This window comes from Alteribacter lacisalsi (genome assembly GCF_003226345.1).
Classification (GTDB): domain Bacteria; phylum Bacillota; class Bacilli; order Bacillales; family Salisediminibacteriaceae; genus Alteribacter; species Alteribacter lacisalsi.
The window spans coordinates 211,061-237,375 of record NZ_PDOF01000004.1; the positions used below are offsets into that span (position 1 = coordinate 211,061).

A 26,315-nucleotide genomic window follows, 5' to 3' on the forward strand; every position below is an offset into this window, starting at 1 on the left:
AATTGAGAATCTTCGCTTCGCATAGTCTTTTGACTGAAAAAAGCTTCGCTTCATGCCGTCCGTTCGCTTTCCGCGGCGATGCCGGCAAGCCTCCGCGGGCTTCGCCCTGCGGGGTCTCGCCTGGCTTCCATTGCCGCAGGAGTCTCACTGCCGGCATGAAGCTCCGCATGTAACCATAGGCCCATTTCATTCACCTTAATTTTGTTTTCGGATAGATTGCTGTATTCACAAAGGTATTAATGAAGCGAAAGGCGGCGACTCCGGCGGGAAAAGCAAGAGCCGAAGACCCCGCAGGGCGCTTTTCCCGAGGAGGCTGAGGCCTTGCCCGCGGAAAGCGTCCGCCTGCAGCGAAATAAAACAGCAACCTTTTCCAAAGATAGCTTTTTTAATAAGCCACGTTAGAACGTAACATTGAGTTAATTTATGTGAACACGAGACACTCCTGCGGGAACAGCAAGAGCCGAAGAGCCCCGCAGGGTGCTCTTCCCGAGGAGGCTGAAGCGGTGCCCGCGGAAAGGGAGCGCAGTGAGCGGAAATCAGCTTCTGACTTTAACAACTATTTTTTGAAATGCTCGGCTTCAACATTTTACCGGGTAAAAAAGCCCGCTTTGGGGGTACCAAAGCGGGCTTTCTGCATTATAAGCAGAGATTACTTAACTTCTACTGATGCGCCAGCTTCTTCAAGCTTAGCTTTAATCTCTTCAGCGTCTTCTTTAGATACGCCTTCTTTAACCGGTGCAGGTGCGCCGTCTACAAGAGCTTTCGCATCTTTAAGACCAAGACCAGTGATTTCACGAACCACTTTGATTACGCCGATTTTTGAGCTTCCAGCAGACTCAAGGACTACGTCGAACTCAGTCTGCTCTTCAGCAGCATCTCCAGCGCCAGCGCCGGCAGCCGCTACAGGAGCTGCAGCTTCTACTCCGAATTCTTCCTCGATTGCTTTAACGAGGTCGTTAAGATCCAAAACGGACATTTCTTTAATCGCATCGATAATTTGCTCTTTAGTCATTTTGATGTTCCTCCTATTTATTGTATTACTTGTAATTTCAAGCGGTATGGCGTGTAAATGTTACGCGCCTTTTTCTTCTTTCTGCTCTGCAACAGCCTTTGTAACAAGGGCAAAGTTGCGGATTGGAGCCTGCATAACGCTGAGAAGCATTCCAAGCAGACCTTCGCGGGACGGCAGTTCTGCAATCGACTTGATTTCCTCAAGAGTTGCAACGCGGCCTTCAAGAACACCCGCTTTAATTTCAAGAGCGTCGTGATCCTTCGCGAATTTGTTAAGAATACGCGCTGGAGCAATAACATCGTTGTTGCAGAATGCGATCGCTGTTGGTCCTTTGAGCTGTTCATCAAGCTCTGTAAGACCAGTTTCCGCTGTGGCACGGCGCGTCATTGAATTTTTGTACACTTTGAAGTCTACGCCTTCTTCACGAAGCTGTTTACGAAGTTCAGTTACTTCTGCCACGTCAAGTCCGCGGTAATCAACTACGATTGTAGACTGGCTTTCTTTCAGTTTCGTTGCAATTTCGTCAACGACCTGTTTTTTCTGTTCAATCACTGAGCTCATCCTGTGCTGACACCTCCTGTAGAATCAAGGGTTCATACCTAACAGGGAGAAATAAAAGGCCCCCATATCTTTACAGACATGGAGGCACACGTATCGGTAGCCTGTGAATGCTTCACAGGAATAGGATCGGATTTCACCTCGGCAGGGTATTAAGCGGCAATGCGCTCCTGCTGTCTGCGGTATGATTTATTGATTTAAATTTAACCACTAAGGAACAGTATAGCTCCCTGAAAAAGGGAAGTCAACCGTTTATATGATTAAATTTTAAAAGCGGATGCGTTAACTTTTACGCCAGGTCCCATTGTAGATGAAACAGCAACGTTACGCATGTAAGTGCCTTTTGAAGCCGCAGGCTTCGCTTTCATCAACGTGTCGACCATAGTGCGGAAGTTTTCTTCAAGCTTGTCAGCATCAAAGGAAACTTTTCCGATTGGAACGTGGATGTTCCCGGATTTGTCAACGCGATATTCAACTTTACCCGCTTTGATTTCGTTAACAGCTTTTTCTACGTCAAACGTAACAGTTCCGGTTTTCGGGTTAGGCATAAGACCTTTTGGTCCAAGTACACGACCGAGTTTACCAACCTGAGCCATCATGTCCGGAGTCGCAACGACTACGTCAAAGTCAAACCAGCCCTGGTTGATTTTGTTGATCATGTCCTCTTCCCCTACGTAATCCGCTCCTGCAGCTTCCGCTTCTTTGGCTTTATCGCCTTTTGCGAAAACAAGAACGCGCTGGGTTTTACCTGTTCCGTTTGGAAGAACAACTGCACCACGGATCTGCTGATCCGCTTTCTTAGGATCTACCCCAAGACGGGCAGCCATTTCCACTGTTTCGTCAAAATTAGCTGTTGCTGTTTTCTGAACAAGTTCAAGTGCTTCGCGAGCTTCATACGCTTTATCGCGATCAACAAGTTTCAAAGCATCTGCAAACTTTTTGCCTTTCTTAGCCATGTTATTTCCTCCTTGATTGTGGTTTTAGCGGTTAGACCTCCCACTAATAAAGGCTGCGACCGGCCGCAGCTCCGGGATCCGCGAAGGATTCCAAAACCGCAGTCCGGGCGGGACGAATCCCGCTTCGCAACCTCAATGACAGTTCATGGGTTCAATTAACCTTCGATCGTGATACCCATACTGCGGGCAGTACCTTCAACCATACGCATAGCTGCTTCTACGTCAGCTGCGTTCAGGTCCGGCATTTTTGTTTCCGCGATTTCACGTACTTTATCACGACTAACTGTAGCAACTTTCACCTTGTGCGGTTCCCCGGAACCTGATTCGATTCCTGCTGCTTTCTTCAGAAGAACTGCAGCTGGTGGAGTTTTTGTGATAAATGTAAATGAACGGTCTTCAAATACCGTAATTTCAACCGGAATAATTAAGCCCGCTTGTTCCTGTGTACGAGCGTTAAATTCTTTACAGAATCCCATGATGTTTACTCCAGCCTGACCAAGCGCCGGTCCTACTGGCGGTGCTGGGTTAGCTTTACCAGCTGGGATTTGAAGTTTTACAACTTTAATGACCTTTTTAGCCACGCGACACACCTCCTTAAGTCCGTGATGTGGTAAACCGGGCACGAAGCCCTCCCACTCATATCTGCATGATTGCAGGAAAAAACGTGAACATGATGTGTTCACGTCATTAACAACATTCAAATTTTATCACTTTCAAAAACAGATATCAAGTCCTTTTGAAAATCGTTCGTAAAACCGGGCTGGCCCGCTTCTGCTACTGGATTTTCTCAACCTGACTGAATTCCAGTTCAACCGGCGTCTCCCGGCCGAACATATTCACATGAACTTTGAGTTTCTGCTTCTCAGCAAAGATATCCTCGATTGTGCCGATAAAGTTGGCAAAAGGACCTTCCTTCACTTTAACAGGCTCTTTGATCTCAAAGTCAACTTCTGCTTTCGGCTGTTCAACACCCATCTGACGCAGAATTGCATCCACTTCTTCAGGCAGCAGCGGTGTCGGTTTTGAACCGGCGCCTGCTGACCCTACGAATCCGGTAACGCCGGGCGTGTTACGGACTACGTACCAGGAATCATCTGTCATTACCATTTCAACGATGACATAACCAGGAAAGACTTTTTTTGTAACCTGCTTGCTCTTTCCGTTTTTAATTTCCGTTTCTTCTTCCACCGGAACAAGAACCCGGAAAATTTTGTCGGTCATGTCCATCGACTCCACACGCTTTTCCAGGTTCGTTTTTACCTTATTTTCGTAGCCTGAATAGGTGTGAACAACAAACCAATTTTTCTCCATGACGTTCAGGACGCGATGTCCTTCCCTCCTCTAAAAACAACTTCTCTTACCAGTGAACCCGGATGTATGCAAGCCGGACTGGTACAGGCGTTTTACTAGTTTAGAATTAAACGGATCAGTTCGGAAATTCCAGTATCAACAATAAAGAAGAATACTGCGATAAATGCAACAGTTGCCACAACGACACCTGTGTAACGTACGAGTTCTTTACGAGTCGGCCACGTTACGCGCTTCATTTCTGTGGATACTTCCTTAAGGAACTTCACCGGCTTTTTTGCTGTTGATGTTGATGTTGTTTCTGCCATACAAGCCACCTCCAACCTGCTAGTAAACGGATACGGCCATAAGCCGTCACCCGCTGTTGTATTTATTTCGTCTCCACATGGGTTGTATGCTTACCGCATGTACTGCAGTATTTACTGAATGTCAAACGGTCGGCACGGCTGCCGGACCCTTTTGTGGTTGAATAGTTTCGGGACTTACATTCCGAACATGCGAGAACGATTTTAGCTGACATAATAAACTCCCTGACTGCTTGTTTATAAAACGTGCGTACATGTGTACATACCATATCAACTTATCACAATAAAAGAAGGGCTGTCAATCGCCCCTCCCCTCACAGTGTCGCCCGTTTCAATGATTTTCATAACCTGTGTAAGAGAAAGTATAAGAGGGTCGTCATGAATATCAGAACGGCTTGATCAAGCCGGACCGTTATAAGAAAACAGGGGGTGCTTCAGGTGCGCCCCCTGTATGCTTAAAAGCTGCTTAGCTGTTCTGTGAAGTTAAAGTTTGACGCCTTTAATCTCCACATAGCGTTCGAGTTTTCGTTTTACACGCTGAAGCGCGTTATCAATCGACTTAACGTGACGGTTGAGGTCTGCCGAGATTTCCTGATAGCTGCGTCCGTCCAGGTAAAGCATGAGTACCTGCCGTTCCAGTTCACTCAGAATTTCACCCATTTTGATCTCAATGTCGTCGAACTCTTCCTGATTAATGAGCAGTTCCTCGGGGTCGCTCACCCTCGACCCGCAGATGACGTCCAACAGTGTCCGGTCTGATTCCTCATCGTATAACGGCTTGTCCAGCGATACGTAGGAATTAAGAGGAATGTGTTTTTGCCGGGTGGCGGTTTTAATGGCTGTGATGATCTGACGTGTAATACAAAGTTCGGCAAAGGCCTTAAAGGAAGATAGCTTGTCTCCTTTAAAATCACGAATGGATTTATAAAGGCCGATCATTCCTTCCTGAACGATGTCTTCATGATCCGCACCGATAAGGAAATACGATCTCGCTTTCGCTCTTACGAAGTTTTTATACTTGTTGATCAAATACTCAAGCGCCGCACTGTCTCCTTCCCGGACATACTCTACCAGAGTTTCATCGTCCATTCCTTCAAACTTGACATTACGTCCAGTTTCCATAAGGTCTAAAGCCACCGCGATCCCTCCGACCCTGTCTTTTTTCTCTGCATTAAAAAGGAGAGTTCCCTGCACCGCTCGGTCTTGATGTAAGCGCATGAATAAATGGGGTTTTTAAAAGTAAAGAAACTAATCCTTACCCTCTTAAACTGCCAATCAAACCTTTTTAACCAGATAGAATTGTGAATTGTCTAAATATAGAAACATTATACTAAACAAAAAGGAAAGGCGTCAAGGTGCTCACCGCTCTCCTCGACGCCATTTTTCAAATATATCTGCCATTTCCTCTGTCATGGGCAGTTTTGTACGTGCTGTCTGTTTTTTTGCACTGAGCACTTTTTTAGCAATGCCTTTCTCGATCGTCTTTACTTCGTTCCGGAGTTCACGGGCGGATTTCCTCAGGGCACCGCTCGCAAAAATGATCCGCTGCTCTACAAAATCAGATGTGGCAACAGAAATTTCCGTATCCACACGCTTCAAGGTACGGACGAGCTTTTCAATCCGTTCATCCGCTGTTTCTTTTTCCCGTGTATAAATGATATCGAGACGGTAGTTTTTCATTTTCCGGCCGAGACCCGGAACCATATGGGCGTCAAAAACAATAATGACACTCGTTCCGGTATACGCCTGGTATTCGGCCATTTTCTCTATCAGAACGTCACGGGCTTCCTCCAGGTTTCTGGCTTGAAGTTCTCTTAATTCCTGCCAGTCACCGATGATATTGTAGCCGTCCACGATCAAAAACCGGCGCATTATGCCTGTCCTTCCGGATGGCGGCGGCGGTAGACTTCATACATAAGCAGTGCGGCAGCAACCGATGCATTCAGGGATGTTACGTGCCCGACCATCGGAATCTTCACGAGGAAGTCGCATTTTTCCTTCACGAGCCTGCTCAGCCCTTTTCCTTCGCTTCCGATCACAAGACCTGTCGGCATTGTGAAGTCAGTCTGCCGGTAATCTTCATTCCCCGCCGCATCGGTTCCAACAAACCAAAGGCCCCGATCCTTGAGCTCATCCATCGTCCGGGCCAGGTTTGTGACGCGGGCGACCGGGATATGCTCAATCGCACCAGTGGACGATTTCGCCACGGTCTGGGTAAGCCCTACCGAACGGCGCTTTGGCACGATGACACCGTGGGCACCGACAGCATCGGCGGTTCGGAGGATCGACCCAAGATTATGGGGATCCTCCAGTTCATCAAGTAATAAAAAGAGGGGCGCTTCCCCACTTTTTTCAGCTGCAGCAAACAGATCCTCAAGATCGCTGTATTCGTAGGCAGCCACCTGGGCAACCACACCCTGGTGCTGGCTGCCTCCTGCCATCTGATCGATTTTCTGTTTCGGAACGAACTGGACATTTACTTTCGATGCTTTTGCCAGATCGGTAATTTTGTTCATCTGGCCTTTCTGGGAACCTTCTGCCACCCAGATTTTATTGACCGGCCGTTTAGCCTTGAGTGCTTCAATGACAGGGTTTTTTCCTGCGATGAAATCCTGTTTGTTACTCACGTTCATTTCCCCCTTCCGTAGTAAGAATGGCAAAAGCTTCGCTCATAATCGTATCGAGTCTTTCGTGCTGATCCTTCAAATACAGATACCCGAGCAGCGCCTCAAAGGCGGTGCTGTACCTGTACGTGGTCACATCTGTATTTTTAGGCACGGATCCGGATTTGGCATTTCGCCCCCTCAGGGTGACGGACCGCTCTTTTTCCGTAAGGCGCTCCCCCTCAAGGAGTTCAAGGACCACTTTGGCCTGTGCTTTGGCGGACACAAAGGTACTCGCCATCCTGTGAAGCTGGTTCGGTTTGACCTGGCCCGAGGCGATCAGGCGGTAGCGGACGTACATATCCATGACCCCGTCTCCCATATAGGCCAGTGTCAGACCGTTCAGCTGGTCCACGTCAGGGACTTCCTGGTTGAGCTTCACTTGGCTACACCCTCTTCCAGCGCGTACCCTGCGGCGTGTCTTCAAGAACAATATTCTGCTCTTTCAGTTCATCACGAATCTGGTCGGAACGGGCAAAATCCCGGTTTTTACGAGCATTGATCCGCTCCTGAATCAGAGCTTCGATTTCCTCATCAAGGATCTCTTTCGTTTCCTGAAGAGAGATGCCGAGCACTTCGGCCATCTGATCCATCGTTTTCAGAATGTGAGCCAGAACCTCTTTACTCGAATGCTTTTCCCTCAGGTAGTTGTTTGCCGTTTTGACGAGATCAAACAGGGCGGCAACAGCGTTGGCGCTGTTGAAATCGTCATCCATTTCGCTGATGAAATGATCGTGGTGATCGTTGGTCTTTTTCATCCACCGGTCTTTCTCCTCACCGAGATCCGCGGTTTCGGACAGGCGGTGCGTCACGTTCGCATACGTCGTTTTAATCCGGTCCAGCGAGCTCTTCGCGCTTGCAAGCTGGCTGTCGCTGAAATTAATCGGACTCCGGTAATGATTGTTGACGATAAAGAAACGGACAACATCCGGGTCAAACTTCTTGATGATATCGTGAACGAGGATAAAGTTTCCGAGTGATTTGGACATTTTTTCGTTGTCGATATTAATGTATCCGTTATGAATCCAGTAGTTGGCCATCTTCTTTTCATTCAGGGCCTCAGACTGGGCAATTTCGTTTTCATGGTGCGGAAACGAGAGATCCTGGCCGCCAGCGTGGATGTCGATCGTATCACCGAGGTACTTTTTGACCATCGCCGAGCATTCGATATGCCAGCCCGGGCGCCCCTGTCCCCACGGACTCTCCCAGTAAATCTCTCCTGGTTTCGCTCCTTTCCAGAGTACGAAATCAAGCGGGTCTTCCTTTTTCTCACCGACTTCAATCCGGGCTCCGAGCTGAAGGTCATCCACGGACTGGTGCGAAAGCTTCCCGTACCCGTCAAACTTGCGGGTCCTGAAGTAAACGTCTCCACCTGAGGCGTAGGCATAGCCTTTTTCGGTAAGTTTTTCAATGAAACGGATAATATCGTCCATTGTATCGGTCACACGGGGATGCAGATCGGCTTTACGGACCCCGAGCGCGCCTGTGTCTTCGTGATACGCCTCGATAAACCGTTCCGCAATAGCGGTGACATCCTCGCCCATTTCCTCCGCTGCCTTGATGATTTTGTCATCCACATCGGTGAAATTGGACACGTATTCCACGTCGTATCCCCGGTACTCGAGGAAACGGCGGACCATATCAAATACGACCGCAGGACGGGCGTTTCCTATATGAATGTAGTTGTAGACAGTCGGTCCGCACACATACATTTTCACTTTACCTTCTTCAATCGGCTTAAATTCCTCTTTCTGTCTCGTTAATGTGTTATACATTCTAATCGCCACGATAAACGCCTCCTTGGCTTTCCACCCTGTCCAGCTGTTCCTTCAGACGGGCAATTTCTTCTTCCAGTTCTTTCAGTTTGTCTGAAACGGGATCCGGAAGGTTAATATGATCCAGATCATGGTCCACCTTCACGCCATCCTGCACAACGACTCTGCCGGGAATTCCGACCACTGTGGAGTTGGGGGGCACTTCCTTGAGCACGACAGATCCGGCACCGATTCTCGAGTTTTCCCCGATACGCATCGAGCCGAGCACTTTCGCACCGGTCGCGATCAGGACGTTATCTTCCAGCGTCGGATGCCGTTTCCCTTTTTCCTTACCGGTTCCACCGAGCGTAACACCCTGATAGATTGTACAGTTGTCTCCGATTTCACACGTTTCCCCGATGACGACACCCATGCCGTGATCAATGAACAGCCTCTGGCCGATCACTGCGCCGGGATGAATTTCAATGCCCGTAAAAAACCGGCTTATCTGCGAAAGAAAGCGGGCAAGGAAGTAAAACCGTTTTTTCCAGAGCCAGTGGGCAAGCCTGTGGCTCCAGATGGCATGAACCCCTGAGTAGTTGAAAACAACCTCCAGGCGGTTCCGGGCGGCCGGGTCCTGGTCAAGCACCACGTCAATGTCATTTTTCAAAGTTTTAAACACAACCCTGACCTCCTTTTATAGCTGGTCTGTTAGGATTCTTCGCGAAACAACAGCGCTTATGCACCTTGACATATGTCAGAAAATCTCTTATACAACATTCTAATTGTTATTAGCTCAGCTGCACGCCATCCGCTCGCTTTCCGCGGCGGTGCCGGCAAGCCTCCTCGGGCTTCGCCCTGTGGGGTCTCGCCTGGCCCTCACTGCCGCAGGAGTCTCCCTACTGGCGTTCAGCTTCGCGAGATATAATAATTGGTTGTAATCGTATAGTTATAGCGGAAGACGGCGACTCCAGCGGGAACAGCACCGACGGAAGACCCCACAGGGCGATTTTCCCGAGGAGGCTGCAGTGGTGCCCGCGGAAAGCGTCCGTCTGGAGCGGTTTTACCTAAAGAAATAGTTATTCACAATGTCAGAAGATTATAGTTACCAAAAAACAAAAAAAACGCCCCCGTGCCTGATTAATCGGGCACAGAGGCGCTTTATCCGCGCGGTTCCACTCTGCTTGAGCCTCCGTCTTTCCAGAAGACTCATCTTATCCCTGTAACGGCGGGGGACCGCCTGCACCTACTTGTTCCTGATCGGAACGTTTGGAGCAGGACTCGGGGAGGCATGTTCCCTGAACCGTTCTTTAAGCTGCTTGCAGCCGGTGGCAGCTCTCTCTGGAAAAGACGGTGTTCAGGTACTTTTTCCCTTCATCGTTCATCTGTTTATGATTATGATGACTTGTATTTACTGGCTCACTGCCTGATCGAGACGGGCAAGAACCGCTTCTTTCCCGATAAGAGCAATCGTATCCGGAAGATCACGGCCGTGTGTCTGGCCGCTCACAGCCACACGGATCGGCATAAACAGCTTTTTCCCTTTGTGGCCGGTTGATTTCTGGACGGATTTGATCGCTTTTTTAATTTCTGCAGGTTCGAACGTCTCAAGTGCGTTTACTTCCTCTTTAAAGGCTGCCATCACTTCCGGCACCTGTTCTTCGGAAAGGACCTGCTTTGCTTCTTCATTATACTCGATTTCCTTCTTAAAGAACAAATCACTAAGCTCGACGATTTCCGCACCGTAACTCATCTGTTCCTGATAAAGGGCAATCAGCTTCTCAGCCCACTCCCGCTGCTCACCTGACATATTTTCCGGAAGCTTTCCCGCTTTGATCAGGTGCGGCAGGGCGAGTTCCACGACACGGTCAAGGTCCGCTTCCTTCATGTAGCGGTTGTTGATCCACTCAAGCTTATCGGTGTCAAAGACAGCAGGTGACTTGGACACGCGTTCAAGACTGAATTTCTCCTCGAGCTCCGCTTTGGAGTAGATCTCCTCTTCCTCTCCGGCAGACCAGCCGAGAAGCGCCAGGAAATTAACGATTGCTTCCGGAAGGTAACCGAGATCCCGGTACTGCTCCACAAACTGAATAATCGACTCATCCCGCTTGCTCATCTTCTGACGGTCCGGGTTCAGGATTAGAGAAGCATGGGCAAAGACCGGCTTCTCCCATCCGAATGCTTCATAAATGAGCGCCTGGCGAGGAGCATTGGAAAGGTGCTCTTCCCCCCGGATCACATGGGAAATTTCCATCAGATAATCATCCACTACAACAGCGAAGTTGTAGGTTGGAACGCCGTCTTTACGGGCAATCACAAAGTCTCCGGTTCCTTCGTTTTCGAACGTAACGTTGCCGCGGATCACATCATCAATCACGACAGCGCCGGATTCAGGTACGCGGAAACGGACGACAGGCTTTTTGCCTTCCTTTTCATAGGCTTCACGCTGTTCCGCCGTCAGGTCGCGGTCACGGCCGGAGTATTTCGGTGTTTCGCCGCGGTCGCGCTGGGCCTCGCGCTCAGCTTCGAGCTCTTCTTCTGTCATGTAGCAGTAGTAGGCTTTCCCCTCATCAAGGAGCTTTTGCAGATACTCTTTATAAATGTCCATCCGCTCCATGCTTCTGTAAGGGGCGTGCGGGCCGCCCGCATCTACGCTTTCATCCCAGTCAATGCCGAGCCATTTCATGCTTTCCATCAGCTTTTCTGTTGCTGTTTCCACATTACGGGCCTGGTCTGTGTCTTCTATTCTGACGACAAACTTTCCATTCTGATTGCGGGCAAATAAGTAATTGAACAGCGCCGAACGGGCGCCTCCGATATGAAGATGTCCGGTAGGTGACGGTGCAAAACGCACCCGGATTTCTTTAGCCATTGTATGACTCCTTCCACACTTTTGTTCTATGTTAACGATCTTGCTTCCTGTGCACACTGCCTTTATTTTATCACTATCGTCAAGGGTTAAAAATCCGTCATGGGGCCCTGCAGGCTTACTGCTCCACCTTAACAAGCAGGACAACAGCCTGAGAGGCAATCCCTTCGCCGCGTCCGGTAAAGCCGAGCTTTTCTGTAGTGGTCGCTTTTACATTCACCCGATCTGTCTCTGCTTCCAGCAGATCACTGATCCCCGCGCGCATTTCTTCTATATATGGCGCCATTTTCGGCTGCTGGGCCATAATCGTACAGTCCACATTGCCGAGGGTATATCCGCGCTCTTTTACGAGCCCCCATACATGGCTGAGCAGTTTTTTTGAATCGGCGTCTTTAAATGCCGGGTCCGTATCCGGAAAATGCCTGCCGATATCCCCTTCCCCGATGGCACCGAGACAGGCGTCTGCAATCGTATGAAGCAGCACATCTGCATCTGAATGCCCGAGCAGTCCTTTCTCATATGGGATTTCAATGCCTCCAATAATAAGGGGGCGTCCCTCTGTTAGCTGGTGCACGTCAAAGCCTTGTCCAATTCTCATCATATATGTCCGTCCTTCCGGTTTGAAATAATCGCTTCTGCAAACAGCAGATCTTCCGGGGTGGTGAGTTTGATATTCTGGTAGTCCCCTTCGACGATACGGACCGTTTTACCGCACCATTCTGCAAGACTGGCATCATCTGTTCCGAGAAAACCGGCTTCGGCCGCCTGTTGATGGGCACTCAGGATTAAAGAAAGACGAAAAGCCTGAGGTGTCTGTACTGCCCACAGACCCTCACGTTCAACGGTTGCTGTCACGGTTGTTCCGGATGCTTTCTTTACGGTATCCTTTACCGGCACAGCCACAATTGCAGCACCACTTGCCTTTGCCGTACTGACAAGGGTGTCGATTTGTTCTTTTTTTATAAACGGGCGGGCGCCGTCGTGAATCAGCACCACCGGATCTTTGCCGCCATTCTCCACCTGCTTGAGACCTTCGTAAACACTGTTCTGGCGCTCCCGGCCGCCGGGAATAATGCAGACCGGAGTGGTGATCCCGTATTCATTGACGAGCTGCTCCATGGCTTCGGTCTCCTGTTCGTTTACCACGAGTACGATTTCAGAGCAGAAGTCATCTTGTTCGAAAACACGGAGTGTATGTATAACCAGGGGAATGCCGTTAAGCATCAGAAACTGTTTGTTTTTACCGGCTTTCATCCGTTTTCCCTGACCGGCAGCCGGAATGACAACCGTATAATTCTCCATTTTATCTTCCCCAATATCTATTTGTTGTGCAGAAATGACATTGAGGCTGACCCCGAAGGATCCTTCGGGGGCAGCCTCTGCCGCAATGAGCGCAGCTGTTTCATGAGGGTTAACGAACGCGCGCTGCCATTGCATTTATATTTTTCTGAACTGCATATGTTGTTTTATCTCGCTCCAGGCGGACGCTTTCCGCGGGCACCACTGCAGCCTCCTCGGGAAGATCGTCCTGCGGGGTCTTCCGTTGGCGCTGTTCCCGCAGGAGTCGCCGCCTTTCGCTCCATCTATTTTATGCCTTATCGTTTACAGCGCTTTTTCAAGCAGTTTCGGCTTGGCGAAAATCATTCGTCCTGCTGAGGTCTGAAGGACACTCGTGACGATGACGTCAATTTCCTTGCCAATGTAATTGCGTCCTTCTTCAACGACGATCATTGTTCCGTCGTCCAGGTACGCAACACCCTGATTGTGTTCCTTACCGTCTTTGATTACCTGTACCGCCATTTCCTCACCAGGCAGTACAACCGGTTTGACTGCATTGGCTAGATCATTGATATTCAGAACCGAGACGCCCTGGAGATCACAGACTTTATTAAGGTTGAAATCGTTTGTGACCACATAGCCTCCGATAACTTTTGCCAGTTTCACAAGCTTTGAGTCCACTTCATGGATCTCATCGAAGTCGCCTTCATAAATCTCCACGTTAATCGGCAGCTCTTTCTGGATTTTGTTCAGGATATCCAGTCCGCGTCTGCCCCGATTCCGTTTTAAAACATCCGAAGAATCGGCAATGTGCTGCAGTTCTTCGAGAACAAATTCGGGAATGATGAGGGTGCCGTCCAGAAACCCAGTCTGGCAGATATCTGCAATACGGCCGTCAATGATGACGCTCGTATCGAGAATCTTGAGTGAACCTTTGCGGACTTCCGCTTCTTCTTCGTCTTTTTTCCTGCCATCCTTTGAACCGAGTCTTCCGGAAATCGCAGTGAGACCGATGAGTTCATCCCGCTTTTTAAAGCCGATCTGGAAACCGAGGTATCCAAGGAAAAACGTAGCAAATAGAGGAAGGTACGTACTGAGAACCGGTATTCCGAGTGCATCAATTGGAAGACCGATTAAAAAAGCAACGATCAGACCGACAATCAGTCCCATTGTCCCGAAAAGGAGGTCTGTCACAGGCACTTTTACCAGCTTTTCTTCAAAGACCTTGATGAGATCGACAAAATCATCAATGAACCAGTAAGTTGCCAAAAATAAAATAAGTGCACCGAGAACCGCTCCTGCATAGGGGCTTTCCAGCCACGGAGCATTTCCAACATTAAGAATAGAAATCAGATCAGGTATAAATACAAATCCTGCCGCGCCACCAACGATCAGTATGAAAAGCTGTGTTATTCGTCTTAGCAACGTCTTCACCTCCTTTAACCATTATAGACAAGTCACCAAATTTGAAACGTTATTCTGAAAAAATCACAAAAAGTTGCAGTAGGATCAAATTACAATAAATTAACAATATCAGAGTGACTTTACCATGTCAACGGAAGTAAATTTTCAATTATATCGCTAAAAGTGAAGTTTCGTCAAGGTTAGATTTGTTTAGACATTTGGCTCTGAACAGAATAAACCGGAGGAGAAGGCAGGTTTCTTTTTCAGCCTGCCTGTAATGAGCAGCTGAACCGGTGCAGATGCCGGAAATACCCGGCATACCGCAGGGTCAGATATGACGGTCGATAAACAGCTGTTCCTGAATACGGGTCAGGCCTTCCTTGATTTTTCTGGCCCTTGCTTCCCCGATCCCGTCCACTTCGTCAAGTTCTTCGGTGGAAGCTCTCATAATCTGCGGAAGATTATCGAACCTCTGAACCAGATTTTCGACTACAAGCGGTGGAATCCGAGGAATTTTATGCAGAATCCGGTAGCCCCGCGGGGAGATGGCAAACTCAGACAGATTAACAGTCTTACTATAGCCTAAAAGCTTTACGATAATCATATCGTCAAGCAGCTCATCACTGGACAGCTTCTTCAGCTGCTTAAGGATATGAAGGGGATCACTCGACCTGTCTTTCATATAGTCTTTTATCAGAAGGACCGCTTCTCTTTCCGTATTGGAAACAAGCTCTTCAAGCTGCATGGAAATAAGCCTGCCCTCGTTGCCCAGCTCGTTCACATAATTCAGGATTTCGGCTTTAATTCTGAGCACCATTTCCACACGGTGCATCACCTGGGATACTTCCTGGATCGTGACGAGTTCCTCAAATTCAAGGGCGCCGAGATTGGTCACGCTCTGATCAAGAACCGATTTGTATTTTTCCAGCGTCTGAATGGCCTGGTTGGCTTTTGTAAGAATTACCCCGATATCCTTGAGGGAGTAACGGTAGTCCCCCTGGTACAATGTAATGACATTCCGGCGCTGGGAAATGGAAATGACAAGGTTTCCCGTCTGACGGGCAACGCGCTGCGCCGTCCGGTGACGGATTCCCGTTTCTGTGGAATCAATGGCGTTGTTCGGAACCAGCTGCGTATTGGCGTAAAGAATGCGCCTGCCGTCCTCACTGAGAATGATCGCACCGTCCATTTTGGCCAGTTCGTACAGGTAAGCCGGGGAAAATTCACAGTTGATAAAGAAACCTCCATCTACAATATGCATCATCTCGTTGTTATATCCGAGGACAATCAGTCCTCCTGTTTTAGCCCGCAGAACATTGTCAATGCCCTCCCGGAGCGGTGTGCCCGGAGAGACAAGCTGCAGAACCGTGCTGATAAAATTGGTATCATAGTTCGAACGCGGATCCACCTGACGACGCACCTCCTAAACATTCCTCTAATGCTTCATTGACAGTGTTCACACCGATAATTTCGATGCCATCGGGGACTGTCCACCCGCCGATATTTTTCTTTGGAATAATTGCCCGCTTAAATCCGAGCTTCGCGGCTTCCATGACCCGCTGTTCAAGCCGGGCGACACGCCGGACTTCTCCGGTGAGACCGACCTCCCCGATCACAACGTCCCCGGCTTTTGTCGGAACGTCCCTGAAGCTTGACGCGATCGCAACTGTGACTGCCAGGTCGATCGCAGGTTCATCAAGCCGGACGCCGCCGGCAACTTTTACATAGGCATCGTGATTCTGGAGCAGCATGCCGACACGCTTTTCGAGTACAGCCATCAGCAGGGAGATCCGGTTGTGATCCAGCCCGGTTGCCATTCGTCTCGGGTTTCCGAAGCTGGTCGGCGAGATCAGGGACTGAATTTCCACCAGGACCGTCCTTGTCCCTTCCATGGATGGAACAACGGTGGAACCTGCCGAGCCGGCTGTCCGCTCCTGAAGAAAAATCTCCGATGGATTAAGTACTTCTGTGAGCCCCTCTTCCTTCATCTCGAATATGCCCATTTCATTTGTAGAACCGAAACGGTTTTTAACGGCTCTGAGAATCCGGAAAGTATGATGCCGCTCCCCCTCAAAATATAGTACCGAGTCGACCATATGTTCCAGAAGGCGGGGGCCTGCAATGGCCCCCTGCTTCGTTACGTGGCCGACGAGGAAGATGGCAATCCCTTTTGTTTTAGCAAGGCGCATAAAAGCAGCCGTACATTCTCTTACCTGCGAGACACTTCCCGGTGCGGACGTGACCGCATCCAGATATACGGTCTGAATGGAGTCGATAATCACAAGTGTCGGGTTCATTTCCTCTATAACTTTCTCGATATACTCCACATCCGTCTCCGCCAGGACAAACAGGTTGTCATCGGCTACATCAAGCCGGTCAGCCCGCAGTTTCGTCTGCTTGACGCTTTCTTCACCGGATATGTAAAGGACCCGGTGCTCCTGGCGGGCCATCTGCGATGACACCTGGAGCAGCAGTGTTGATTTTCCGATCCCCGGATCCCCGCCTACAAGGACGAGAGAACCCGGTACAACCCCGCCTCCGAGTACCCGGTTTAATTCTTTCATATTTGTGCTGAGCCGCTGCTCATTTTTCCTTTCAATTTTCGTGATCGGCTGAGGCTTCGTGACACCGCCTCTGGCACTGGTCACAAAGCTTCTGGAAGAGGAGGCTGTCGTTTTTTCTTCAAACTCCTCCGTCATCGTGTTCCAGTTCTGACAGCCGGGACACTTCCCCATCCACCTGGTGGACTCGTATCCGCAATCCTGACAAATAAATTTTGTTTTCCTTTTCGCCATATCCGTCCCCGTCCTATCTGTAAAAGCTTAATCTGTCTATAGTTTATCATGTTTTTTAAAAAATCAGGTATGGCAAAGCCTTATAAACAGGCAGATGGGGAAAAGGTGACCCACATCATTTTTCCCGGTACGGAAAAATGGATAGAAAGGAGGCCGGGAAAGTGACAGTCACTCTCCCGGCCTGTTTAAGCATCAGGTACTTATTTCTTGTTTCCGGCACCTGTTGCTGTACCTGTTTCAACGAAGTAGTCTCCGTCTTTCACGGCCAGTTTAACACGCTGGCCTTTGTGAATGTTACCGCGGAGAAGTTCTTCAGACAGTCGGTCTTCCACCTGTTTCTGAAGAGCCCGGCGGAGCGGGCGTGCCCCGTAGTCCGGATCGTAGCCTTCGTCGGCTATCTTCGCTTTTGCCTCATCGGAAATCTCAAATTCGATATCCTGTTCGGCAAGACGCTTAGTTAGCTGGTCCGACATGAGCGTTACGATCTCTTTGATGTGTTCTCTATTAAGAGAATGGAACACAATCGTCTCATCGATCCGGTTCAGGAATTCCGGACGGAAGGCTTTCTTCAGTTCGGTCATCACTTTGCCTTTCATATCCTTGTAGTCCTGGCCGTCACGTTCTGCTGTAAAGCCTAGGCTCTTACTCTGGCGCAGCGTGCTGGCACCTACGTTGGATGTCATGATGATCGCCGTGTTTCTGAAGTCGACCCGGCGCCCTTTGGAGTCTGTAAGGAAACCGTCCTCAAGTACCTGAAGAAGAATATTGAACACTTCAGGGTGGGCTTTTTCAATCTCATCAAGGAGGACGACTGAATACGGCTTACGGCGGACCTTCTCAGTCAGCTGGCCGCCTTCCTCGTGCCCCACGTATCCCGGAGGTGACCCGACGAGACGGGACGTGGTGTGCTTCTCCATGAACTCGGACATGTCGATCCGGATGATCGAATCTTCATCCCCGAAGAGAGATTCAGCAACGGCACGTGCAAGCTCTGTTTTACCGACCCCTGTGGGGCCAAGGAAGATGAACGAGCCTATTGGACGCTTCGGATCCTTCAGGCCGGCACGGGCACGGCGAATGGCTTTCGATACCGCTTTTACGGCTTCATCCTGGCCGATAACCCGGTCGTGAAGAATCTCTTCCATCTTCAGGAGACGCTCGGTTTCTTCTTCAGCCAGTTTGCTGACAGGAATACCGGTCCAGCTGGCCACCACGAGTGCAATATCCTCTGTGGTCACTTCGGAGTTTTCCTGTCCCTGCTTTTCCTTCCATTCCTTCTTCATCGTTTCAAGCTCTTCCCGGACACGCTGCTCGCTGTCCCGGAGAGAGGCTGCTTTTTCAAATTCCTGACTCTGCACTGCCGCATCTTTTTCCTTGCGGGTTTCGTCAAGCTTCTGTTCCAGTTCCTTCAGGTTAGGCGGAGCTGTGTAAGATCGAAGGCGCACTTTGGACGCCGCTTCGTCAATCAGGTCAATCGCTTTGTCGGGCAGAAAGCGGTCGGCAATGTAGCGGTCCGACAGCTTCACTGCCGCTTCGATCGCTTCATCTGTAATCGTCACACGATGGTGTGCTTCATAGCGGTCACGAAGGCCTTTCAGAATTTTAACGGACTCGTCATTTGTCGGTTCCTCAACCTTAATCGGCTGGAACCGGCGCTCAAGAGCCGCATCCTTCTCAATATATTTCCGGTATTCATCGAGGGTTGTCGCTCCGATACACTGGAGCTCCCCCCGTGCCAGTGACGGTTTGAGAATGTTGGAGGCATCGATAGCGCCTTCTGCGCCGCCTGCCCCGATAAGCGTATGAAGCTCATCAATAAAGAGAATGACGTTTGCTGCCTGGCGGATTTCCTCCATCACTTTTTTCAGACGGTCCTCAAATTCCCCGCGGTACTTGGTTCCCGCAACGACTGTACCCATATCCAGAGTCATAACCCGCTTGCCGCGAAGCGTTTCAGGAACTTCGTTGTTTACGATCTGCTGGGCAAGCCCTTCGGCAATAGCGGTTTTACCGACGCCAGGCTCACCGATCAGAACCGGGTTGTTTTTCGTACGGCGGCTGAGAACCTGGATCACGCGCTCAATTTCCTTGGAGCGGCCGATGACCGGGTCAATCTGCTCTTCTTTTGCGATTGCCGTGAGGTCACGTGCAAGACTGTCGAGTGTCGGTGTATTTACGTTGGCACCTGATCCCGCGCTCTGCTGCTGGCTGTTGGAAGATTCACTGCTTCCGAGAAGCTGCAGCACCTGCTGGCGCGCTTTGTTCAGGCTGACACCAAGGTTGTTCAGGACACGGGCCGCCACACCTTCGCCTTCACGGATGAGGCCGAGCAGAATGTGTTCGGTGCCCACATAGGAGTGGCCAAGCTTACGTGCTTCGTCCATGGAAAGCTCAATGACTTTCTTTGCCCGCGGCGTATAATGGATCGTTTTTGACCCTTCTTCCCCTCTGCCGATCAGCTGCTCCACTTCAGTCTGAATTTTATCAGGGCTGAGTCCTAGTGCAGACAGGGCCTTGGCTGCAATGCCCTCTCCTTCTCTCACAAGACCGAGCAGAATGTGTTCTGTTCCGATATTACTGTGCCCCAGACGGGTTGCTTCTTCCTGTGCAAGTGCAAGTACTTTTTGTGCTCTCTCTGTAAAACGTCCAAACATCATATTCCTCCACCTCCGTTTAATGGTCGATCTGTTCGTTTTCCATCTTCAGCCGGTCCCTGATCAGCCTTGCCCTGCGCTGGTCACGCTGTTCGGGCGAGAGAATTTCACCTGCATACTGCTGCAGGAATCCCGGCTGTGTAAGAATCATAAGTTCATTGAGAATATTGCCTTCTACATCTTTGATCAGTCCCATATCAATGCCCAGCCTGAGATCCGACAGCCGTTTCGTTGCTTCTTTTGATTCTATGATCCGGCTGTTGGCCAGGATGCCGTAGGATCTGAACACTCTGTCCTCCATTTGAAGCTTTGATTGCTCCATAAGAGTTTTCCGCGCTGCCCTCTCCTGCTGGATCAGCTGCAGAACAACACTCTGCAAGTCCTGAACAATATCTTCTTCAGACTTTCCGAGTGTAATCTGGTTGGAAATCTGAAAAAGGTTCCCCTGCGCTTCACTGCCTTCGCCGTAGATTCCCCGGACGACAAGGCCGAGCTGGTTAATCGCCGGCAGGATCCGGTTCATCTGACGTGTAATCACCAGAGCCGGAAGGTGCATCATAACCGAGGCCCTGAGTCCCGTACCGACATTTGTCGGGCAGCTCGTTAAGTACCCGCGCTTTTCATCAAAGGCAAAATCGAGTTTATCCTCCATCCAGTCATCGACTTCGTTCGCCAGCCTGAGTGCTTCAGTGAGCTGAAAGCCGGCTAATAAACATTGTATTCGGATGTGGTCCTCTTCATTGACCATAATACTGAGGGATTCATCTTCACTCAGCAGGACAGCTCCTGCTTTTGATTCATCGGACAGGGCTGGGCTGATCAGATGCTTCTCGACCAGCACTCTTTTTTCGTTCTGTTTCATCCCGCTCATCTTCAGAAATTCAATCGTGCCGTAGCGGGAATGACCGGCCCCGCCGTACTCAGAACCGATTTGTTCTGTCAGGGCAGCAAGATCCTCTGCTGATGCGAGAATCGGGAAAGGGACATGCTTGATATTTCTTGCGAGCCGCACCCTGCTGCTGAGAACAATATCGGCGTTCGGACCGTCCTTTTTCATCCACGGGCTAATTGCCTGGCTGATAAACTGCTGCAGTGACACGTGCTATCCCTCCCTTTTCTCTTTCAGTTTTTTCTCAAGAGACCGGATCCGGTCACGAAGCTCTGCTGCCTGTTCAAACTCTTCTTTCGCAATGAGTGCCTGCAGTTCCTGCTTCATTTTTTCAATTTCTTTATGCAAATGCAGATGCTGTCCGACCCTTTTCGGCACCTTCCCGCCGTGAACGACATTTCCGCTGTGAATCCGCTTGAAAATCGGATCGAGTTTTGACTGGAATGCCTTATAGCATTCGGAACAGCCGAATCTTCCGATCTTGGCAAACTGTTCGTAGGTCATCTTGCATTCCGGACAGGTCAGACCTTCTCTCGTCTTCCTGATCCCGCCTTTATGTGCGGACGGCATCTGCTGTTCGAAATCCAGAAGGCCCGACAGGAGCTGGTGCATGGAGAATGTCTTTGCCCCCGGCATGTGACCGTCCTGTTCGTTTGCGCATACATCACAAAAATGAAACTCTGTTTTCTCACCATTGATGATTTTTGTAAAATGCAGTGTTGCCTGACGCTCCTTACATTCCTGACAGAGCATTCCCACCCCTCCTGATTCTTTTTATATTTCCTTACTAAAGAAGCCTGTTAATTTGCGATCAATGTGCGCTGCTTAACTATTGCCCAAAACCGCGATCCGCCTCAGCCGCAGTTTTTGCAGCCCGCCAATTGTCAGCGGTATTTGAGCGACTCTATCATCGCTTTTAAAATAGCTGCTCTGATTTCATCTCTTGCCGGGAGTGGCAGGGTGATTACATGGCGGTCAGTTGCACGGAGCATAAGATCTGCCTCCCGCTTTGATACTGCTTCTTCCTCCAGAAGTCTCTCGATAATGTTCTCTGCAGGATGCTGGGCAATACGGGTGCCGATCACCGCCGTCACCTGATCAAACAGTTCTCCCTGATCATCTGTCACGGCTTTTGTAATCCGGATATACCCGCCTCCGCCCCGCTTGCTTTCAACGATGTACCCTTTTTCCAGTGTGAAGCGAGTACTGATGACGTAGTTAATCTGTGACGGGACGCACTGAAACTGCTCAGCCAGCTCACTTCGTTTAATCTCCACCGCTTCTTCCTTACTCTGATCAATGATCTGCTTTAAATAATGTTCAATCACATCCGATATATTGCGCATCGCATCAGCCTCCCCGGGCCTCAGAAAAGATGGGCAGTCACAGTCATTACACTGCCGGTATATGCCGGCTTGTTTGACTTTGACTATCTTTGACTTTAATTTTATTATACCCAATTCTCCTCTGTTTGCAATCATCACGCTCGCACTTTTTTTGTAATTATATTAACGCTCATTATTCTTCACTGTGTGTTTTCTTTTGCACCGGCGCAGTCAAACCATACTACTGCTTATGAATATCCACCAACCATTATTGCCCCCAAAGGAAGCATTCATTCTTTTTGCCGGGTAAGACCATTAACCCTGCTCTGTTCTATTCCACACAAAAGCGATATTCAATCATCTGTCAGATGTGAATATCGCTTTTCTCTTTCGTATGGCTACGTGATGTTTTCCACTTCCACCTGCCGGACATCCTCAAGGGACTTCAGTGTATAGAAAATATCCGTTGTATAGGTGCTCTTATCGGTAACGATAATACACGTCAGGACAATACAGTCCCCTTCTTCCTTCACTTTGACCCTGCGAAGGCCGAATTCTTTCTTCTTTACTTGTTTAAGCAGTGTTGTCAGTTCCGTACCTTTATTAAGATACAGCTTCGTTCTAACTTCGATTTCGTTGAGCTTTTTTAAACCCATCCACTCCATCATATCCGGGATGATCCGCACACCGAGAATGAGAAAGACAACACCGACTGCAGCTTCAAGATAAAAGCCCACACCGATAGTGATCCCGATTCCGGCAGAAGCAAGCACAAGTGCTGCGGTGGTCAGTCCGGAAATAACGTCGTTGTTTCTCCTCAGGATAACACCGGCTCCAAGAAATCCGATCCCACTGATAATATAAGATGGAATACGGCCCGGATCCATCGGTCTTGAATAGGCTTCAGAATAAAGCATCGCCGATTCATAGGACACGATCGTGAGCAGACATGCCGTAACGGACACAATCAGACAGGTTTTTAACCCGAGTGGTTTTCCTTTTAATTCACGTTCCAGGCCGATGATCAGACCTGCTGCTGCTGCGAACGCCATTTTCAGAAGCGTTCCGCTCGTATAAAATTCACTTACTGTTTCAAACATCCCCTGATTCTCCCCTTTTGTTTAGTCTCTGGTCGCCTGCACCCCTTTACATTGCGTTAATGAGCATCTCTTTCTGTCAGAACAGCTGACGCCGGCAACGAAACTATTGCGGCACCACCGTGGAAATAAGGCGGATGACGTTCAGTTGAGCTTTACGAAATTGACGGACGGGCATACTCAAATTTGCATTTTAATGCCGGACGCTCCGTTTTTGCACGCGCAAAAAGGACTGTCGTCTGACTTCTTAACTGGTACTTTCGGGCAGTCCGGTCCCCTGATTACCGGCTGCCTTAAAGCCTGCACGTATTCTTTTGACGACCTGATTAAATTTCTATATCTCTTACATATACGACAAAAGCTACTTAATATCCTGCCCGTGAGTTCTGCTTTTATTTGTCAGTTTCTGATTTTCCGCTGCTGAAAAGGACATTCGCTAACGATGGGCTCACAGTCATCGCCGATAAAAAACTGCTTCCACTCGTGATGTGTTTCATCTCCATAGTGACTGATGTCAGGATGCTTGGGGAGCTGGTCCCACGCTTCCACCCGCTTCCGGACTGCTTCTCTGGAATTAATCCCGTTCGGCTCTGTCCCTTCCAGACCTGTAAAGATCGTCCTCGGCTGAATCCCAATAACAAGTCCCTTTCCAAGATTTCTGGTGCGGCGCTGCTCGTATGCCGGGGCATTTCCAAAAACAAACATCGGCTCCTGATCAAAACAGAATGTCCATAAATGGTGATCCGGATCCTTGGGAATGTCCTCCGGCCAGGGGGCATCGTCTTTATCATGCAGAAACTGAAGAACCTCCCAGAACTGATCCCGGAAGTCATCAATCGTTTTCAGGTGCTCCTCCGGCTCTACAAATAGAAACAGGCCGCGTCTGATCTTCGGATTTTCGTTTAATAGTTTTATAAAGGAACGAAGCGTTTCAGGGAAATGGCCCCAATTATCTTTTTCGAGATAGCTGTATCGCAATTCATCCTTCAGCAGACCGGATCTCCCGAAATAACAGGGGAACGTGCGGTCTGTCACGATTTTTTCAAAAAAGGAAAATTCCCGCTTCAGCCATTCCGGTATGTTTGCTTCTTCGTGGATATCTGCTCTGGTTTTTAAATGTGATGTCATCTGGTCAGGCCTCCTCCCTTTGTATATACCCTATGTACACACAATGAACATTAGTATTAAAAGAAGAATGTTCATCTTCTCGCTTTTCTAAAAGGCTGTTTTCGGAAAGGATGTTGTTTATAGCGATACAGGTCAACGCTTTCCGCGGGCAACGCCTCAGCCTCCTCGGGAACTTTCCTGCTTCTTCCTCTGCCAGCATTCCCTTCGAAGCGGTCTTCATCGAAGCAACTCGCAGCTTATTTGTGAAGCAGACGCTCGTCGCTGGAGTCGCGACCTTTCGCTTGTTTTGTTGCGGTGAAGGCCGGCGCTTTCTGCAGATTCTCGCCCTGTTTATTCCTGCAGGAGAAGCCGTCTTACGCTTCAGAATTTCATTTATAAATAGCAGTATTCTAAATGAAAACAGCCTTTCCTTTGCAGAAAACATGTCTAGATTTTAATTTTACGCATGTACTTGTACTGATAGACTGCACCAATCAGGGAGGAAGCGGACATGACTCAAAGCTGGTTTTACTTTCTCTTTCTCGGTATTACACTTGCTGCCCCTGTAGGCCCGCTTAGCATGGAGATGGTCAGGCGGGGGCTGGTTCTCGGATTTTGGGGTGCTCTGTTAACAGGTCTTGGAGGGCTTTTCGCGGATCTATTGTTTATGGTGATGATTTACTCTGGCGCCGGTTTCCTCTTATCACCTGTTCCGGTTCAGGCCGTGTTATATGTGTGCGGATCATTTTTTCTTTGCTTTCTAGGCTGGCAGTCTCTTTTCCTCACCGGGAACTTCTCCATTGAGCCCGTTCGTGAGATCGTCCTTCAGTACAGATCAGGGTTTTTTTCCGGAATTGGCATCGCCGGACTGAACCCTTTAAATATTTTGTTCTGGTTTGGGATATACGGCTCTGTTTTAGCCGGACTGAAACAAACGGAAACGAGTGAAGTCGTGATTACTGCCAGCATCATGATCGTCGCAGGAATTCTTCTCTGGAACATTTTTGTCTCCGCTTTTATTCATTTTCTAAAGGACTACGTGCACGCCAGGATGGTTGTATTTATCAATCGTCTTGCCGGCGTGATGCTCATTCTGTTTGCAGGGACGTTTCTGTATAAAGGGTTTTATCTAATGTGCTAAATCTGATCTGCAGATTGAAAACAGGTACACCGGACTTCCCCTGTGCACCTGTTCAGATCAGTAAGCTTTCGTTGAACCGCCGTCGACTACAATCGACTGTCCGGTTACGTAAGTATTCGCAAACGAACCTAGAAAAACAATCGTTCGTGCGAATTCTTCCGGTGTACCATACCGCCCTGCCGGTATCCCCTTTTTAAATGTTTCTCTGACTTCTTTCTGGGATTTCCCTGTTTTTTCTGCCTTTACTTGATCTAAGTGATCAACCCGCTCTGTAGCGATTCTCCCCGGGCCTACCGTATTAATGAGTATGCCGTGTTCGCCAAACTCTTTTGCCAGACTTTTGGCAAGTCCAACGATGCCGGTACGGAATGTATTAGAAAGGATCAGGCCGTCGACAGGCTCTTTGATGGATGATGATGCGATATTCACAATCCGGCCTCCGCCGCTTTCCTTCATGTAAGGCAGCACTTCTCTTACGGCCCGTACATAACTAAGCAGGTTCAGTTCAAACGCGGCGGTCCAGTCTTCATCCGAATGCTCTTCAAATCCGCCTGCTTTAGGACCGCCTGCGTTATTGACCAGCACGTCAACCCCGCCATATACCTCCACTGTTTCCTTTACAAGTGCTTTTAGTTGATCCGGTTTTGTGACATCGCAAACGCGGTATAACGGTCTTTTGCCTGTTTCTTCATAGATGAGTCCTGCTGCATGCTCTAATTCACTCTCATTTCTGCTTGCAAGCATCACGCGGGCTCCTTCTTTTGCAAATGCCATTGCTGATGCTCTCCCAAGCCCCTTGCTCGACGCGAGGACAATTACGGACTTATCTCTTAGTAGTAAATCCATTCAGTCACCACTCCTTTTTTGGAAGTGATCTGTTATTGAGCAGGTATAACACTGTAAGTCGAGATCTCATTTTCCGTTCTGTAGTGCAGTGTGCAGTTATGTTATTTATGCTAAAGTAAAACAAGTTTTTTGCCAAGCCGGGAGGTCTGGTGTCTTCATCAGCTATCGAACTTCTCTATTTTTGTACAAACAAAAAACCCACCCGCATATGCGAGTGAGCTTTTGTGTGCCCAGCGACGTCCTACTCTCACAGGGGGAGAGCCCCCAACTACCATCGGCGCTGGAGAGCTTAACTTCCGTGTTCGGCATGGGAACGGGTGTGACCTCTCCGCTTTCGTCACTAGACAAGTTTGA

27 protein-coding genes, 1 rRNA gene and 2 other annotated features are annotated in these 26,315 nt (G+C 49.1%); of the genes, 1 reads left to right on the forward strand and 27 read right to left on the reverse strand.

The window, feature by feature from the left end:
- Window positions 1-649 precede the first annotated feature (649 nt).
- From rplL to CR205_RS19470, 25 genes are all read right to left on the reverse strand, one after another.
- Window positions 650-1,012: a 50S ribosomal protein L7/L12 gene (gene rplL / locus CR205_RS19345; RefSeq protein ID WP_110521787.1), complete on the reverse strand. Its 363-nt coding sequence runs from the start codon at window positions 1,010-1,012 to the stop codon at window positions 650-652.
- Window positions 1,013-1,072: 60 nt separating this feature from the next.
- Complete coding sequence (gene rplJ / locus CR205_RS19350) at window positions 1,073-1,573, reverse strand: 50S ribosomal protein L10 (RefSeq protein WP_110521788.1); 501 nt, start codon at window positions 1,571-1,573, stop codon at window positions 1,073-1,075.
- Window positions 1,574-1,617: 44 nt separating this feature from the next.
- Window positions 1,618-1,771: a sequence feature (ribosomal protein L10 leader region), on the reverse strand.
- Window positions 1,772-1,830: 59 nt separating this feature from the next.
- On the reverse strand, window positions 1,831-2,526 hold the full coding sequence (rplA, locus tag CR205_RS19355; protein ID WP_110521789.1) for a 50S ribosomal protein L1: 696 nt from the start codon (window positions 2,524-2,526) through the stop codon (window positions 1,831-1,833).
- Between the two features lie 155 nt (window positions 2,527-2,681).
- A complete protein-coding gene (rplK, locus tag CR205_RS19360; RefSeq protein ID WP_142669914.1) occupies window positions 2,682-3,107 on the reverse strand; it encodes a 50S ribosomal protein L11 in 426 nt (141 codons plus the stop codon).
- 193 nt (window positions 3,108-3,300) lie between these two features.
- On the reverse strand, window positions 3,301-3,837 hold the full coding sequence (nusG, locus tag CR205_RS19365; protein ID WP_110521791.1) for a transcription termination/antitermination protein NusG: 537 nt from the start codon (window positions 3,835-3,837) through the stop codon (window positions 3,301-3,303).
- A gap of 95 nt (window positions 3,838-3,932) precedes the next feature.
- Complete coding sequence (gene secE, locus CR205_RS19370) at window positions 3,933-4,142, reverse strand: preprotein translocase subunit SecE (protein ID WP_110521792.1); 210 nt, start codon at window positions 4,140-4,142, stop codon at window positions 3,933-3,935.
- A 62-nt stretch (window positions 4,143-4,204) separates the two neighbouring features.
- On the reverse strand, window positions 4,205-4,408 hold the full coding sequence (rpmG, locus tag CR205_RS19375; protein ID WP_407923587.1) for a 50S ribosomal protein L33: 204 nt from the start codon (window positions 4,406-4,408) through the stop codon (window positions 4,205-4,207).
- A 214-nt stretch (window positions 4,409-4,622) separates the two neighbouring features.
- Window positions 4,623-5,261, reverse strand: coding sequence for an RNA polymerase sporulation sigma factor SigH (gene sigH / locus CR205_RS19380; RefSeq protein ID WP_110521828.1), 639 nt, complete (start codon window positions 5,259-5,261; stop codon window positions 4,623-4,625).
- A gap of 237 nt (window positions 5,262-5,498) precedes the next feature.
- On the reverse strand, window positions 5,499-6,011 hold the full coding sequence (locus CR205_RS19385; protein WP_110521794.1) for an NYN domain-containing protein: 513 nt from the start codon (window positions 6,009-6,011) through the stop codon (window positions 5,499-5,501).
- Complete coding sequence (gene rlmB, locus CR205_RS19390; RefSeq protein ID WP_236634910.1) at window positions 6,011-6,766, reverse strand: 23S rRNA (guanosine(2251)-2'-O)-methyltransferase RlmB; 756 nt, start codon at window positions 6,764-6,766, stop codon at window positions 6,011-6,013. Before rlmB ends, CR205_RS19385 begins: the two co-directional genes overlap by 1 nt.
- Entirely contained in the window at window positions 6,759-7,124 is a 366-nt protein-coding gene (locus CR205_RS19395; protein ID WP_110521829.1) for a Mini-ribonuclease 3, read from the reverse strand. Before CR205_RS19395 ends, rlmB begins: the two co-directional genes overlap by 8 nt.
- A gap of 64 nt (window positions 7,125-7,188) precedes the next feature.
- Complete coding sequence (cysS, locus tag CR205_RS19400) at window positions 7,189-8,589, reverse strand: cysteine--tRNA ligase (protein WP_110521796.1); 1,401 nt, start codon at window positions 8,587-8,589, stop codon at window positions 7,189-7,191.
- Window positions 8,579-9,238, reverse strand: a complete 660-nt coding sequence (cysE, locus tag CR205_RS19405; RefSeq protein WP_110521797.1) for a serine O-acetyltransferase — start codon at window positions 9,236-9,238, stop codon at window positions 8,579-8,581. The genes cysS and cysE overlap by 11 nt, the downstream gene beginning before the upstream one ends.
- 467 nt (window positions 9,239-9,705) lie before the next feature.
- Window positions 9,706-9,943 (reverse strand) — a binding site (T-box leader).
- A 24-nt stretch (window positions 9,944-9,967) separates the two neighbouring features.
- Window positions 9,968-11,428 carry a glutamate--tRNA ligase gene (gene gltX / locus CR205_RS19415; protein ID WP_110521799.1) on the reverse strand — a complete coding sequence of 487 codons (1,461 nt, stop codon included), beginning with the start codon at window positions 11,426-11,428 and terminating at the stop codon, window positions 9,968-9,970.
- A gap of 115 nt (window positions 11,429-11,543) precedes the next feature.
- Window positions 11,544-12,026 carry a 2-C-methyl-D-erythritol 2,4-cyclodiphosphate synthase gene (gene ispF, locus CR205_RS19420; protein WP_110521800.1) on the reverse strand — a complete coding sequence of 161 codons (483 nt, stop codon included), beginning with the start codon at window positions 12,024-12,026 and terminating at the stop codon, window positions 11,544-11,546.
- Window positions 12,023-12,727 (reverse strand): 2-C-methyl-D-erythritol 4-phosphate cytidylyltransferase, encoded by a 705-nt coding sequence (gene ispD / locus CR205_RS19425; RefSeq protein WP_110521830.1) that lies wholly within the window; start codon window positions 12,725-12,727, stop codon window positions 12,023-12,025. The genes ispF and ispD overlap by 4 nt, the downstream gene beginning before the upstream one ends.
- A 300-nt stretch (window positions 12,728-13,027) precedes the next feature.
- Window positions 13,028-14,128, reverse strand: coding sequence for a PIN/TRAM domain-containing protein (locus CR205_RS19430; protein WP_110521801.1), 1,101 nt, complete (start codon window positions 14,126-14,128; stop codon window positions 13,028-13,030).
- Window positions 14,129-14,435: 307 nt separating this feature from the next.
- Entirely contained in the window at window positions 14,436-15,515 is a 1,080-nt protein-coding gene (gene disA / locus CR205_RS19435; protein WP_110521802.1) for a DNA integrity scanning diadenylate cyclase DisA, read from the reverse strand.
- Window positions 15,493-16,902, reverse strand: coding sequence for a DNA repair protein RadA (radA, locus tag CR205_RS19440; protein ID WP_110521803.1), 1,410 nt, complete (start codon window positions 16,900-16,902; stop codon window positions 15,493-15,495). Before radA ends, disA begins: the two co-directional genes overlap by 23 nt.
- 200 nt (window positions 16,903-17,102) lie before the next feature.
- The gene (gene clpC, locus CR205_RS19445) at window positions 17,103-19,559 is read right to left on the reverse strand and encodes an ATP-dependent protease ATP-binding subunit ClpC (protein ID WP_110521804.1); all 2,457 of its coding nucleotides are present in this window, start codon (window positions 19,557-19,559) and stop codon (window positions 17,103-17,105) included.
- Between the two features lie 16 nt (window positions 19,560-19,575).
- Window positions 19,576-20,655 carry a protein arginine kinase gene (locus CR205_RS19450; protein ID WP_110521805.1) on the reverse strand — a complete coding sequence of 360 codons (1,080 nt, stop codon included), beginning with the start codon at window positions 20,653-20,655 and terminating at the stop codon, window positions 19,576-19,578.
- 3 nt (window positions 20,656-20,658) lie between these two features.
- Window positions 20,659-21,198, reverse strand: coding sequence for a UvrB/UvrC motif-containing protein (locus CR205_RS19455; protein ID WP_110521806.1), 540 nt, complete (start codon window positions 21,196-21,198; stop codon window positions 20,659-20,661).
- Window positions 21,199-21,329: 131 nt separating this feature from the next.
- Window positions 21,330-21,791, reverse strand: coding sequence for a CtsR family transcriptional regulator (locus tag CR205_RS19460; RefSeq protein ID WP_110521807.1), 462 nt, complete (start codon window positions 21,789-21,791; stop codon window positions 21,330-21,332).
- A gap of 377 nt (window positions 21,792-22,168) precedes the next feature.
- Complete coding sequence (locus tag CR205_RS19465) at window positions 22,169-22,870, reverse strand: MgtC/SapB family protein (RefSeq protein WP_110521808.1); 702 nt, start codon at window positions 22,868-22,870, stop codon at window positions 22,169-22,171.
- A 396-nt stretch (window positions 22,871-23,266) separates the two neighbouring features.
- The gene (locus CR205_RS19470; protein WP_110521809.1) at window positions 23,267-23,995 is read right to left on the reverse strand and encodes a YqcI/YcgG family protein; all 729 of its coding nucleotides are present in this window, start codon (window positions 23,993-23,995) and stop codon (window positions 23,267-23,269) included.
- Window positions 23,996-24,485: 490 nt separating this feature from the next.
- On the opposite strand from CR205_RS19470, the gene CR205_RS19480 reads away from it, so the two are divergent.
- Window positions 24,486-25,115, forward strand: a complete 630-nt coding sequence (locus CR205_RS19480; protein ID WP_110521811.1) for a LysE family translocator — start codon at window positions 24,486-24,488, stop codon at window positions 25,113-25,115.
- A 57-nt stretch (window positions 25,116-25,172) separates the two neighbouring features.
- Here CR205_RS19480 and CR205_RS19485 read toward each other — a convergent pair whose 3' ends face one another.
- Together CR205_RS19485 and rrf are read right to left on the reverse strand one after the other, a co-directional pair.
- On the reverse strand, window positions 25,173-25,961 hold the full coding sequence (locus CR205_RS19485) for an SDR family oxidoreductase (RefSeq protein ID WP_110521812.1): 789 nt from the start codon (window positions 25,959-25,961) through the stop codon (window positions 25,173-25,175).
- A gap of 228 nt (window positions 25,962-26,189) precedes the next feature.
- Window positions 26,190-26,306 (reverse strand): 5S ribosomal RNA (gene rrf, locus CR205_RS19490).
- Window positions 26,307-26,315: the final 9 nt, after the last annotated feature.

What these genes read in the sequence shown, in the direction of transcription:
- sigH (WP_110521828.1), bottom strand. Translation starts at nt 5,261, where the DNA reads ATGGAAACTGGACGTAATGTCAAGTTTGAAGGAATGGACGATGAAACT.
- CR205_RS19480 (WP_110521811.1), top strand. Translation starts at nt 24,486, where the DNA reads ATGACTCAAAGCTGGTTTTACTTTCTCTTTCTCGGTATTACACTTGCT.
- CR205_RS19385 (WP_110521794.1), bottom strand. Translation starts at nt 6,011, where the DNA reads ATGCGCCGGTTTTTGATCGTGGACGGCTACAATATCATCGGTGACTGG.
- CR205_RS19395 (WP_110521829.1), bottom strand. Translation starts at nt 7,124, where the DNA reads ATGGGAGACGGGGTCATGGATATGTACGTCCGCTACCGCCTGATCGCC.
- nusG (WP_110521791.1), bottom strand. Translation starts at nt 3,837, where the DNA reads ATGGAGAAAAATTGGTTTGTTGTTCACACCTATTCAGGCTACGAAAAT.
- CR205_RS19465 (WP_110521808.1), bottom strand. Translation starts at nt 22,870, where the DNA reads ATGTTTGAAACAGTAAGTGAATTTTATACGAGCGGAACGCTTCTGAAA.
- secE (WP_110521792.1), bottom strand. Translation starts at nt 4,142, where the DNA reads ATGGCAGAAACAACATCAACATCAACAGCAAAAAAGCCGGTGAAGTTC.
- CR205_RS19455 (WP_110521806.1), bottom strand. Translation starts at nt 21,198, where the DNA reads ATGCTCTGTCAGGAATGTAAGGAGCGTCAGGCAACACTGCATTTTACA.
- radA (WP_110521803.1), bottom strand. Translation starts at nt 16,902, where the DNA reads ATGGCGAAAAGGAAAACAAAATTTATTTGTCAGGATTGCGGATACGAG.
- CR205_RS19470 (WP_110521809.1), bottom strand. Translation starts at nt 23,995, where the DNA reads ATGACATCACATTTAAAAACCAGAGCAGATATCCACGAAGAAGCAAAC.
- rplL (WP_110521787.1), bottom strand. Translation starts at nt 1,012, where the DNA reads ATGACTAAAGAGCAAATTATCGATGCGATTAAAGAAATGTCCGTTTTG.
- CR205_RS19460 (WP_110521807.1), bottom strand. Translation starts at nt 21,791, where the DNA reads ATGCGCAATATATCGGATGTGATTGAACATTATTTAAAGCAGATCATT.
- gltX (WP_110521799.1), bottom strand. Translation starts at nt 11,428, where the DNA reads ATGGCTAAAGAAATCCGGGTGCGTTTTGCACCGTCACCTACCGGACAT.
- ispD (WP_110521830.1), bottom strand. Translation starts at nt 12,727, where the DNA reads ATGGAGAATTATACGGTTGTCATTCCGGCTGCCGGTCAGGGAAAACGG.
- rplA (WP_110521789.1), bottom strand. Translation starts at nt 2,526, where the DNA reads ATGGCTAAGAAAGGCAAAAAGTTTGCAGATGCTTTGAAACTTGTTGAT.
- ispF (WP_110521800.1), bottom strand. Translation starts at nt 12,026, where the DNA reads ATGATGAGAATTGGACAAGGCTTTGACGTGCACCAGCTAACAGAGGGA.
- clpC (WP_110521804.1), bottom strand. Translation starts at nt 19,559, where the DNA reads ATGATGTTTGGACGTTTTACAGAGAGAGCACAAAAAGTACTTGCACTT.
- rpmG (WP_407923587.1), bottom strand. Translation starts at nt 4,408, where the DNA reads ATGGTATGTACACATGTACGCACGTTTTATAAACAAGCAGTCAGGGAG.
- rplJ (WP_110521788.1), bottom strand. Translation starts at nt 1,573, where the DNA reads ATGAGCTCAGTGATTGAACAGAAAAAACAGGTCGTTGACGAAATTGCA.
- CR205_RS19485 (WP_110521812.1), bottom strand. Translation starts at nt 25,961, where the DNA reads ATGGATTTACTACTAAGAGATAAGTCCGTAATTGTCCTCGCGTCGAGC.